The following is an 11,272-nucleotide window of genomic DNA, read 5'->3' on the forward strand; positions in this document are numbered from 1 at the left end:
GGCGCGCGGGCACACGGGCGGGCCCCGTACCGGATCGAGCGGTACGGGGCCCGTCCGCATGGGGCACGAGGGTCAGTAGGCGGAGCCGGACGCGCCCAGGGAGCCCGTCGGGTGCCACACCGTCTTGGTCTCGAGGAAGGCCGTCAGGCGGTGCGTGCCGGGGTCGGCCGACCAGTCCGCAGGCTGTGGACGCAGAACCCGCTTGAGGTTGTCCGCGGCGGCGATCTCCAGATCGCGCGCCAGGTCCGCGTCCGCGCCCGTGAGGTCGATCGCGTTGACGTCCTGGTGCGAGGCGAGCGGTGCCGCGATCTCCTGCGTACGCCCGGTCAGGATGTTGACCACACCGCCCGGCAGGTCGGACGTGGCCAGGACCTCGCCGAGGGAGAGCGCGGGCAGCGGGGCCTTCTCCGCGGCGACGACGACGGCCGTGTTGCCCGTCGCGATCACCGGGGCGATCACCGAGACGAGGCCCAGGAAGGACGACTCCTGGGGGGCGACGACGGCGACGACGCCCGTGGGCTCGGGGGTGGAGAGGTTGAAGAACGGACCCGCGACCGGGTTCGCGCCGCCCACGACCTGGGCGATCTTGTCGGTCCAGCCCGCGTACCAGACCCAGCGGTCGATCGCCGCGTCGACGACGACGGCGGCCTTCGCCTTCGACAGGCCCTCGGCGTCCGCGACTTCGCGCACGAACTGGTCCTTGCGGCCCTCCAGCATCTCGGCGATGCGGTAGAGGACCTGGCCCCGGTTGTACGCCGTCGCGCCCGACCAGCCGCCGAACGCCTTGCGCGCCGCGACGACCGCGTCACGCGCGTCCTTGCGGGAGGCGAGGGGGGCGTTCGCCAGCCAGTTGTCCTTGCCCGCCGCGCCGGCGGCTGATGTCGCTGTGGTCACCTCGTACACCCGGCCGCTCTCGCTCCGGGGGAACTTGCCCCCGACGTACAGCTTGTAGGTCTTGAAGACAGGGAGTCGATCAGACATCGAGGTACGCCTCCAGGCCGTGACGGCCGCCTTCGCGGCCGGAGCCCGACTCCTTGTAGCCGCCGAAGGGCGAGGTCGGGTCGAACTTGTTGAACGTGTTGGCCCAGACGACACCCGCGCGGAGCTTGCCGGCGACCGCGAGGATCCGCGACCCCTTCTCCGTCCAGATGCCTGCCGACAGGCCGTACTGGGTGTTGTTGGCCTTGGCGACGGCCTCGTCGGGCGTACGGAACGACAGCACCGACAGCACCGGGCCGAAGATCTCGTCGCGCGCGACGGTGTGCGCCTGCGTGACGCCCGTGAAGAGCGTCGGCGCGAACCAGTAGCCGGAGGAGGGGAGGTCGCACGGCGCGGACCAGCGCTCGGCGCCCTCCGCCTCGCCGGTCTCGGCGAGCGCGGTGATACGGGCCAGCTGCTCGGCGGAGTTGATGGCGCCGATGTCGGTGTTCTTGTCCAGCGGGTCGCCCAGGCGCAGCGTGGAGAGCCTGCGCTTGAGGGCGTCGAGCAGCTCGTCCTGGACCGACTCCTGGACCAGCAGGCGCGAGCCCGCGCAGCAGACCTGGCCCTGGTTGAAGAAGATGCCGGTGACGATGCCCTCGACGGCCTGGTCGATCGGGGCGTCGTCGAAGACGATGTTCGCGCCCTTGCCGCCGAGTTCGAGGGTGACCTTCTTGTCCGTACCCGCGACCTGGCGGGCGATCGCCTTGCCGACGGCCGTGGAACCGGTGAAGGCGACCTTGTCGACGTCCGGGTGCCCGACGAGCGCGGCGCCGGCCTCCCCGTAACCGGGAAGGATGTTGACGACGCCCTTGGGGAGACCGGCCTGGCGGCAGATGTCCGCGAAGAAGAGCGCGGAGAGCGGGGTCGTCTCGGCCGGCTTGAGGACGACCGTGTTGCCCGTGGCGAGCGCCGGGGCGATCTTCCACGCGAGCATGAGGAGGGGGAAGTTCCAGGGGATGACCTGGCCCGCGACGCCGAGCGGGCGCGGGTTCGCGCCGTACCCCGCGTGGTCGAGCTTGTCGGCCCAGCCCGCGTAGTAGAAGAAGTGCGCGGCGACCAGGGGGAGGTCCGCGTCGCGGGTCTCCTTGATCGGCTTGCCGTTGTCGAGGGTCTCCAGGACGGCCAGCTCGCGCGAGCGCTCCTGGATGATCCGCGCGATGCGGAAGAGGTACTTGGCGCGCTCGGAGCCGGGCAGCGCGGACCACTTCTCGAAAGCCCTGCGGGCCGCCTTGACGGCGCGGTCGACGTCCTCGGCGCCCGCCCGGGCGACCTCGGAGAGGACCTCCTCGGTGGACGGCGAGATCGTCTTGAAGACCTTGCCGTCGGCCGCGTCGGTGAACTCGCCGTCGATGAACAGGCCGTAGGACGGCGCGATGTCGACGACCGAGCGGGACTCGGGAGCGGGTGCGTACTCGAATACAGATGCCATGGTGATCAGTCCACCGTCACGTAGTCGGGACCGGAGTAACGGCCGGTGCTCAGCTTCTGCCGCTGCATCAGCAGGTCGTTCAGCAGCGAGGACGCGCCGAAGCGGAACCATTCGTTGCTGAGCCAGTCCTGGCCGACGGTCTCGTTGACCAGCACCAGGAACTTGATCGCGTCCTTGGTGGAGCGGATGCCGCCGGCCGGCTTCACACCGATCTGGATCCCGGTCTGCGCCTTGAAGTCGCGTACGGCCTCCAGCATCAGCAGGGTGTTGGGCGGGGTGGCGTTCACGCCCACCTTGCCGGTGGAGGTCTTGATGAAGTCCGCGCCCGCCAGCATCCCGAGCCAGGACGCGCGGCGGATGTTGTCGTACGTCGAGAGCTCGCCGGTCTCGAAGATGACCTTGAGGCGGGCCTTGTCGGCGCACTCGGCCTTCACGGCCACGATCTCCTCGTAGACCTTCAGGTAGTGACCGGAGAGGAAGGCCCCCCGGTCGATCACCATGTCGATCTCGTCCGCCCCGGCGGCGACCGCGTCGCGCACGTCCGCGAGCTTGACGGGGAGCGCGGCGCGGCCCGCCGGGAAGGCGGTGGCGACCGAGGCGACCTTGATGCCGGTGCCGGCCAGGGCGTCCTTGGCGGTGGCCGCCATGTCCGGGTAGACGCAGATCGCGGCGACGCGCGGCGTGGTGCGGTCGGTCGGATCGGGATTGGCGCCCTTGGCGCAGAGCGCCCGGACCTTGCCCGGGGTGTCCGCGCCTTCGAGCGTGGTGAGGTCGATCATCGAGATGGCCAGGTCGATGGCGTACGCCTTCGAGGTGGTCTTGACCGAACGGGTGCCGAGGGACGCGGCGCGCGCTTCCAGGCCGACGGGGTCCACGCCGGGGAGCCCGTGCAGGAAGCGGCGCAGCGCGGCGTCGGACGTGGTCACGTCGGCGAACGCGGATGCGGGTGCAGTGGTGGGCATGGTCACCACTGCAGCATATCTACGCGCGTAGCGGCCTGTACACCCCCGGCCCCGGCCGAGCCTGTGTGACGTGAGGCAGAATCGGCCGCATGACAAGCAGCCCCAGCGGTCCCGGAGGCACCGGCAACCCCGGTGACCCCGGCCGGTCCGACGAGCCGCCGTACGCCGACCGCGTCTTCCGGTCGCCCTCCGCCCTCGCCGGCGGTGTCCTGATCCTCCTGCTGGCCGCCTGGATCGGCGGCGACGCGCTGGTGCGCGGGGAGGGCCGTACGCCGTGGGCCGCCGTGGCGGGGCTGCTGTTCGCCGTGCCGCTGGTGGTGGCGTTCACGCTGCGGCCCGCCGTGTACGCCAACGACGACCGGCTCCGGATCCGCAATCCCTTCCGTACGGTCACGCTGCCCTGGGGGACGGTCGAGGGCGTACGGGCCGGCTACTCCAGCGAGGTCTTCGCGGGCGGCCGGAAGTACCAGCTGTGGGCCGTGCCCGTCTCGCTGCGCCAGCGCAAGCGCGTCGCCCGGCAGCAGGCCAGGCGGGCGACCGACGACCCGTACGGCAGGACCTCCGCGACCGCCGACGTCACCGACGCGCGGACGCGCAGGGCGCCCGCCGACCAGACCGTCGACGACCTGCGCGAGCAGGCGGAGCGGTGCGGATCGCGGCCGACCGCGCAGGGCGAGCCGGCCGTCCGCTGGGCGTACGAGATCATCGTGCCGTGCGTGGCGGGCGTGATCGCGCTGGCGGTGCTCTTCGCCACCGGGTGAGGCGTGCGGGCGGGTGCGGGTGCTTCTGGGGGGTGCCCCGCGCCGTGCGAGGGCGGGGGCGTTGGGGTCGGTGCCGTGCCGGGGTGTTTCCTCGGGCGCCGAACGTTCGGGCACCGGGATCCGCTGCGGGGTGGCTGCGTCCGACGCCCTGCGGGGAGCGCCCCGGCGCGTCCCCTCCCGGCACCGTGGGCTGTCCGGCGGGGTGGGGTGACTCGCGGCGGGGCCGGCTGCGTGTACGCCCCGGACCGCACGGGCGCGAGCGCCGCCCCGGCCGCCATGAGTACCCCGGGAGCATCCCGGGGAGCCGTCCGGCGGCCTCGACCAGCAGCGGGTGGTGCGGGGAAGCGCGGGCCGCAGGGGGTTCGTGAGCCGGTCGCGTGTCACGCCGTACGGGCGGCCGGCCCCGGGCAGGGGGCCGGCCGCCCGTACGGCGGGTGCCTTGCTCAGATGCCGGCGGCCGCCGCGAGGTCGCGCTTGATCGCGGCGAGGATGCCCTCGGCCCGTTCCCTGGCCGTCGCCAGCTCGCTCGCGCCGGCCACCGGGACCACGGCCTCCAGGTAGCACTTGAGCTTGGGCTCGGTGCCGCTCGGCCGCACGATCACGCGGGCCTTCACCTCACCGTCGAGGTAGTAGCGCAGGCCGTCGGTCGGCGGCAGCTTGTCGGTGCCGTGCGTCAGGTCCTCGGCGGTGGTGACCGTCAGGCCGGCGAGGGCGGTGGGCGGCTGGGCGCGCAGCCGGGCCATCGCGTCGGCGATCACGGTGAGGTCCTGGACGCGGACCGACAGCTGGTCGGTGGCGTGCAGGCCGTGCTCGACGGCGAGGTCGTCGAGCAGGTCGAGGAGCGTGCGGTTCTGCTCCTTGAGCACGGAGGCGAGCTCGGCGACGGCGAGCGCCGCCGTGATGCCGTCCTTGTCGCGTACGCCCTCGGGGTCGACGCAGTAGCCGAGGGCCTCCTCGTAGCCGTAGCGCAGGCCCTCGACGCGGGCGATCCACTTGAAGCCGGTCAGGGTCTCCTCGTACGCCAGACCCGCGGCGTCGGCGATCCGGCCGAGCAGCGACGACGACACGATCGACTCGGCGAACGTGCCGCGGGCGCCCTTGTGCACCAGGTGCGCGGCGAGCAGCGCGCCGACCTCGTCGCCGCGCAGCATCCGCCACTCGTCGGTGCCGGGCACGGGCACGGCGACGGCGCAGCGGTCCGCGTCCGGGTCGTTCGCGATGACCAGGTCGGGCTGGGCGCGGCGGGCGGTGGCGAAGGCCAGGTCCATCGCCCCCGGCTCCTCCGGGTTGGGGAAGGCGACCGTGGGGAAGTCCGGGTCCGGCTCGGCCTGCTCGGCCACGAGCACGGGCTCGGGGAAGCCGGCGCGGGCGAAGGCGGCCAGGAGGACGTCCTTGCCGACGCCGTGCATGGCCGTGTAGACGGCGCGGGCGGTGCGCGGGGACCCGGCGGTGAGGACCTCGTCCGTACGGGCGAGGTAAGCCTCCAGGACCTCCTCGTCGAGCGTGAACCAGCCGTCCTCGGGGCGCGGTACGTCCGCGAGGGAGCGCACGGCCGCGATCTCGGCCGCGATCTCGGCGTCGGCGGGCGGCACGATCTGCGAGCCGTCGCCGAGGTAGACCTTGTAGCCGTTGTCGCGGGGCGGGTTGTGGCTCGCGGTGACCTCGACGCCGGCGACGGCGCCCAGGTGCCTTATGGCGAAGGCCAGGACGGGGGTGGGCAGCGGACGGGGCAGCAGGGCGGCGCGCAGCCCGGCGCCGGTCATCACGGCGGCGGTGTCGCGGGCGAAGTCGGCGCTCTTGTGCCGGGCGTCGTAGCCGATGACGACGAGGCCGTCGGTCTGCCCCTTCGCCTTCAGGTACGCGGCGAGGCCGGCGGCGGCCCTGATGACGACGGCGCGGTTCATCCGCATGGGGCCCGCGCCGAGCTCTCCGCGCAGTCCTGCCGTGCCGAACTGCAGCGTGCCGGCGAACCGGGCGGCCAGTTCGCCCAGGTCCTCGGCGTCGATGAGCTTGCCGAGCTCCTCGCGGGTCTCGCTGTCCGGGTCCTCGGCCAGCCAGGCCTGCGCCCGCGCGATCAGCTCCTGCTCCTGCTGCACGATGTGGTCCACCTCTCGAGTGTGTGCGTTCCGATTCGCCTGCGGCGTGCTTGTTCCCCGCCCCGGATCCCGCCACTCGGACGCCGGAGGGGCCGGAAGCCGCCCGGCGGGCACCATCCGGCCCCTCCGGCGTCCGAGGACACGCCCGGTGGGCGCCCCGGGGTCAGATCCGCTCGAGGACCTGGGCCAGGAGCGCGCCCATCCGGGTGGCCGAGTCGCGGCCGGCCTGGAGGACTTCCTCGTGGTTGAGCGGTTCGCCCGTCAGACCCGCGGCCAGGTTCGTGACCAGCGAGATGCCGAGCACCTCCGCGCCGGCCTCACGCGCGGCGATGGCCTCCAGGACCGTGGACATGCCGACCAGGTCGCCGCCCATGACGCGGACCATGTTGATCTCGGCGGGGGTCTCGTAGTGCGGGCCGGGGAACTGGACGTACACGCCCTCCTCCAGGGTGGCGTCCACCTCCTTGCACAGCGCGCGCAGGCGCGGCGAGTACAGGTCCGTCAGGTCCACGAAGTTCGCCCCGATGATCGGCGAGGTGGCCGTCAGGTTGATGTGGTCGCTGATCAGGACCGGCTGGCCGGGGCGCATGCCCGGGCGCAGGCCGCCGCAGCCGTTGGTCAGGACGACGGTCTTGCAGCCGGCGGCGACGGCGGTGCGGACGCCGTGCGCGACGGCGGCGACACCGCGGCCCTCGTAGTAGTGCGTACGGCCGAGGAAGACCAGGGCGCGCTTGTCGCCGATCTTGTACGAACGGACCGTGCCCGCGTGTCCGGCGACGGCCGGCGGCGGGAAGCCGGGCAGCTCGGTGACCGGGAACTCGTGCTCGGGCGCGCCCAGCGCCTCGGCGGCGGGCACCCAGCCCGACCCCATCACGAGGGCGACGTCGTGGGTCTCGGCGCCGGTCAGCTCGCGCAGGCGGGTGGCGGCGGCGTCGGCCGCCGCGCGGGGGTCGGCGGTTCCGTCGGCGGGGGCAGGGATAACAGATGCGTTCACGCCGACGAGGGTAACCGGTGAATCCCTACGCGCGTAGATGTTGCTGCCGACGGTGTTTCGATCGTTGCTTTGGCAGATCGGACAAACGCCCCGGCGTCCTGCCTCAGCAGGGGCGTTTGCGCAGCTCCATGACGTAGTCGTGCGGTGCGCCCGCCGACTCCGCCGCGTCGGCGATCTCGCCCAGGTAACGCGCCGAGGGCAGCCCGCCCTCGTACCCGTTCAGGACGTACAGCCAGGTCGGCTCCTCGCCGTCCAGGGTGTGCACCCGCACCCGCATCCGGCGGTAGATGTCGAGTCCGACACCCTCCCAGCGGTCCATGGAGTCCTCGTCCATGGGAGCGATGTCGTAGAGCGCGACGAAGACCTGGGAACGCGGGGCCTCCACGATGGTGGCGAGCGCGCCCTCCCAGCCCATCGCCTCCCCGCCGAAGGTCAGCCGCCAGCCGTTGAGCCAGCCGGTCCCGCGCAGCGGTGAGTGCGGTGCGCGGCGCGTCATCAGCCGCGCGTCGAGGTTGCCGGCGTACGCGGCGTAGAGCGACATGTGGTCGAGGGTACGGGAGGGGGTGGCGCGGCGGGGCCCTTGGAGCGCCGCGCCCGGATGGAGGGCCCCGGGGCGAAGCACTTTGAAGCGTGCGGGACAATGGAGTACGTACTGCATTCCCCCCGGGCGATCCCCGGATCCCCGGCCGAGCGGGCAGGCGGGCCGGGATTGACAATGCGAGGCGGACTTTTTCGTGACCCGGATCGTGATCATCGGTGGCGGACCCGGCGGATACGAGGCGGCCCTGGTGGGCGCCCAGCTCGGCGCGGAGGTGACCGTCGTCGACCGTGACGGCCTGGGCGGGGCGTCGGTGCTCACCGACTGCGTGCCGTCCAAGACCCTGATCGCCACGGCCGAGGTGATGACGACCTTCGACTCTTCGTACGAGGAGTTGGGCATCATCGTCGCCGACGACACGCCGCACGTCGAGCAGGCGGCCCGCGTGGTCGGCGTGGACCTGGGCAAGGTCAACCGCCGCGTGAAGCGCCTCGCGCTCGCGCAGTCCCACGACATCACCGCGTCCGTCACCCGTGCGGGCGCACGGGTGCTGCGCGGCCGCGGCCGCCTGGAGGGCCAGCAGGACGCCGACGGCTCGCGCACCGTCGTCGTCACCGACGCGGACGGCGAGGTGGAGCGCATCACCGCCGACGCCGTGCTGATCGCGACCGGCGGGCACCCGCGCGAGATCCCCGACGCGCTCCCGGACGGCGAGCGGATCCTGAACTGGACGCAGGTGTACGACCTGGACGAGCTCCCCGAGGAGCTCATCGTGGTCGGCTCCGGTGTCACGGGCGCCGAGTTCGCCGGCGCGTACCAGGCACTCGGCTCGCGCGTCACCCTCGTCTCCTCCCGCGACCGCGTGCTGCCCGGCGAGGACCCGGACGCCGCCGCCGTCCTGGAGGACGTCTTCCGGCGCCGCGGGATGAACGTCATGGCACGCTCGCGGGCCGAGTCCGCCAAGCGGGTCGGCGACCGGGTGGAGGTGACCCTCTCCGACGGGCGCGTCATCACCGGCTCCCACTGCCTGATGGCCGTCGGCGCCGTCCCGAACTCCGCGGGCATGGGCCTGGAGGAGGCCGGGGTCCGGCTGAAGGACTCGGGCCACATCTGGACCGACAAGGTCTCGCGCACCACCGCGCCCGGCGTGTACGCGGCGGGCGACGTCACCGGGGTGTTCGCGCTGGCGTCGGTCGCGGCCATGCAGGGCCGGATCGCGATGTACCACTTCCTCGGCGACGCGGTGACCCCGCTGAACCTCAAGACCGTCTCGGCGAACGTCTTCACCGACCCCGAGATCGCGACGGTCGGCTACACGCAGGCGGACGTGGACGCGGGCCGGATCGACGCGCGCGCCGTGAAGCTGCCGCTGCTGCGCAACCCGCGCGCCAAGATGCAGGGCATCCGCGACGGCTTCGTCAAGATCTTCTGCCGTCCCGGTACGGGCATCGTGGTCGGCGGCTGCGTCGTCGCCCCGCGCGCCAGCGAGCTGATCCACCCGATCTCGCTCGCCGTCGACAACAACCTGACCGTGGAACAGGTCGCGAAGGCCTTCACGGTCTACCCGTCCCTGTCGGGTTCCATCGCCGAGGTGGCACGGCAGCTGCACACCCGCAAGACGTCCGCCGAGGCGTAGCCGGCGCCGCCGCGCGCGGCGCACGCGACCGGCGTGCGCCGCGTATACCACTCCGGCCCTCTGTTTACGTACAACTTCTGCTATTCGGCGCAAACTGCTGAGAACTATCGGCCGGTCAGGTTACTGTCAGTTTCGTGTTCGCTGCAGAACGTCGCCAATTGATCCTCGAAATGGTGCGAGCCAACGGGGCTGTATCGCTCCGTGAGCTCGCCCGCGTCGTCCAGACCTCCGAAGTGACCGTACGGCGGGACGTGCGGGCACTGGAGGCAGAAGGACTCCTCGACCGCCGGCACGGCGGTGCGGTACTGCCGGGCGGTTTCACGCGGGAGTCCGGCTTTCCGCAGAAATCCCATCTCGCGACCGCGGAGAAGACGGCCATCGCCGACCTCGCCGCGGGACTCGTCGAAGAGGGCGAAGCCGTCGTCGTCGGCGCCGGGACGACCACGCAGGAGCTGGCCAGACGGCTCGCCCGGGTTCCCGGGCTGACCGTCGTCACCAACTCCCTGCTGGTGGCCCAGGCGTTGGCGCACGCCAACCGGGTCGAAGTCGTCATGACCGGCGGCACGCTGCGCGGTTCGAACTACGCGCTGGTCGGCAGCGGGGCCGAGCAGTCCCTCCAGGGGCTGCGGGTCTCCCGCGCCTTCCTCTCCGGCAGCGGGCTGACCGCCGAGCGCGGTCTGTCCACCTCCAACATGCTCTCCGCGAGCGTCGACCGGGCGCTGGTGCAGGCCGCCGCCGAGGTGGTGGTCCTCGCGGACCACACCAAGCTCGGGACCGACACCATGTTCCAGACGGTGCCGACCGACGTGATCACCCGCCTGGTCACCGACGAGCCGCCGTCCCACGACGACCGTGCGGCCACCGAACTGCAGGCCCTGGCCGACCAGGGAGTGCAGATCACCGTCGCGGGGCCGGGAGCGGCGGGTGCCGGGGGAGACGGCGTCCCGCCGGGGCGCCAGCCCCGCCGGGACATGCCCCTGCCCGGCCAGCGGCGTACGCACCCGGGCGGCCCCGGGGGCGGTGCGCAACTGCGCTCCGCCGGATCCCTGGCGGAGCAGCAGGCGGGGCCCGCCGAACGGGCGCGCGTCGCCGATCTGCGCCGCCGCTGAGGCGGGCGCGCCGTACCGGCGGCCGCTACCTCTCCGCCCGCAGACCTGTCAGCGTCAGCGTCAGCAGCCGGTCGGCCAGCTCCGGATCGTCCGGGGCCTGCTCGGCTGCCAGCGCGATGGCGTTGGTCAGCTGCATCAGGTCCCCGATCGACACGTCGGGCCTGACGGAGCCGCTCTCCTGAGCCCGTACGAGCAACCGCTCGCCCGCCGCGTTCATCGGCGTGCTGCACCGCGCCAGGGCCGAACTCTCGTCCCGCGAGGCCGACATGAGCTCGCGGGCGAGTCCCCGGTACTCACCCGCATGGGTGATGATCTCGCGCAGCCACGTGACGAGCGCCGAGCAGGGCGCCTCGCTGTCGGCGAGACCCCGCGCGTGCGCGAGGAGTTCGTCCACGGCGCCCTGGAAGACCGCGCTCATCAGCGCGTGCCGGGTGGGGAAGTGCCGGTAGAGCGTCCCGATGCCCACACCGGCGCGGCGCGCGACGTCCTCCAGCGAGGCGTCGGTGCCGTGCTCGGCGAAGGCGGTACGTGCCTCGGTCAGCACGCGCTCGTAGTTGCGGCGGGCGTCGGCGCGCATGGGCCGTACGGCCGCCGGCGAGGACGTCGGCGTCCCGGGCCTGTGTGGACTGCTCGTCGCCATCTCGTCGCCCTTCTCCTGCTCAGGTCTCCAGAATGCCATTGCGAGCCGGACGTGCCGAGCGTGCCGAGGGCCCCGCCGGTCTCGGCGGGGCCCTCGGCCCTGGTGCGGGGGGCGGCCCCGGGCCGC

The 11,272-nt window shown here is 72.8% G+C and carries 10 protein-coding genes; 3 read left to right on the forward strand and 7 right to left on the reverse strand.

Annotated features, from left to right (window positions below; all coding sequences use genetic code 11):
- Positions 1-72: 72 nt before the first annotated feature.
- Genes ACWD0Y_RS27395 through deoC form a run of 3 tightly spaced genes read right to left on the reverse strand, consistent with a single transcriptional unit; the run spans position 73 to position 3,372 of the window.
- Positions 73-981, reverse strand: coding sequence for an aldehyde dehydrogenase family protein (locus ACWD0Y_RS27395; protein WP_450263001.1), 909 nt, complete (start codon positions 979-981; stop codon positions 73-75).
- Positions 974-2,410 (reverse strand): aldehyde dehydrogenase family protein, encoded by a 1,437-nt coding sequence (locus tag ACWD0Y_RS27400; RefSeq protein ID WP_450263002.1) that lies wholly within the window; start codon positions 2,408-2,410, stop codon positions 974-976. The genes ACWD0Y_RS27395 and ACWD0Y_RS27400 overlap by 8 nt, the downstream gene beginning before the upstream one ends.
- A 5-nt stretch (positions 2,411-2,415) precedes the next feature.
- Entirely contained in the window at positions 2,416-3,372 is a 957-nt protein-coding gene (gene deoC, locus ACWD0Y_RS27405; protein WP_450263003.1) for a deoxyribose-phosphate aldolase, read from the reverse strand.
- Between the two features lie 89 nt (positions 3,373-3,461).
- Between deoC and ACWD0Y_RS27410 the strand changes: the two genes are divergently transcribed.
- Positions 3,462-4,133 carry a PH domain-containing protein gene (locus ACWD0Y_RS27410; protein ID WP_450263004.1) on the forward strand — a complete coding sequence of 224 codons (672 nt, stop codon included), beginning with the start codon at positions 3,462-3,464 and terminating at the stop codon, positions 4,131-4,133.
- A gap of 443 nt (positions 4,134-4,576) precedes the next feature.
- Here the strand turns inward: ACWD0Y_RS27410 and ACWD0Y_RS27415 are convergent, their stop codons facing one another.
- The 3 genes from ACWD0Y_RS27415 to ACWD0Y_RS27425 form a co-directional block, all read right to left on the reverse strand.
- Positions 4,577-6,229 carry a phospho-sugar mutase gene (locus ACWD0Y_RS27415; protein WP_450263009.1) on the reverse strand — a complete coding sequence of 551 codons (1,653 nt, stop codon included), beginning with the start codon at positions 6,227-6,229 and terminating at the stop codon, positions 4,577-4,579.
- A gap of 163 nt (positions 6,230-6,392) precedes the next feature.
- Entirely contained in the window at positions 6,393-7,223 is an 831-nt protein-coding gene (locus tag ACWD0Y_RS27420; RefSeq protein ID WP_450263005.1) for a purine-nucleoside phosphorylase, read from the reverse strand.
- 103 nt (positions 7,224-7,326) lie between these two features.
- Positions 7,327-7,764, reverse strand: coding sequence for a gamma-glutamylcyclotransferase (locus ACWD0Y_RS27425; protein WP_093799368.1), 438 nt, complete (start codon positions 7,762-7,764; stop codon positions 7,327-7,329).
- A gap of 193 nt (positions 7,765-7,957) precedes the next feature.
- Between ACWD0Y_RS27425 and ACWD0Y_RS27430 the strand changes: the two genes are divergently transcribed.
- Both ACWD0Y_RS27430 and ACWD0Y_RS27435 read left to right on the forward strand, forming a co-directional pair.
- Positions 7,958-9,397 carry an NAD(P)H-quinone dehydrogenase gene (locus tag ACWD0Y_RS27430; RefSeq protein ID WP_450263006.1) on the forward strand — a complete coding sequence of 480 codons (1,440 nt, stop codon included), beginning with the start codon at positions 7,958-7,960 and terminating at the stop codon, positions 9,395-9,397.
- Positions 9,398-9,531: 134 nt separating this feature from the next.
- The gene (locus ACWD0Y_RS27435; RefSeq protein WP_450263007.1) at positions 9,532-10,506 is read left to right on the forward strand and encodes a DeoR/GlpR family DNA-binding transcription regulator; all 975 of its coding nucleotides are present in this window, start codon (positions 9,532-9,534) and stop codon (positions 10,504-10,506) included.
- Positions 10,507-10,531: 25 nt separating this feature from the next.
- Here ACWD0Y_RS27435 and ACWD0Y_RS27440 read toward each other — a convergent pair whose 3' ends face one another.
- Positions 10,532-11,083, reverse strand: coding sequence for a TetR/AcrR family transcriptional regulator (locus ACWD0Y_RS27440; RefSeq protein WP_450263010.1), 552 nt, complete (start codon positions 11,081-11,083; stop codon positions 10,532-10,534).
- Between the last annotated feature and the right edge of the window lie 189 nt (positions 11,084-11,272).

The sequence above is a fragment of the Streptomyces altiplanensis genome (genome assembly GCF_053591575.1).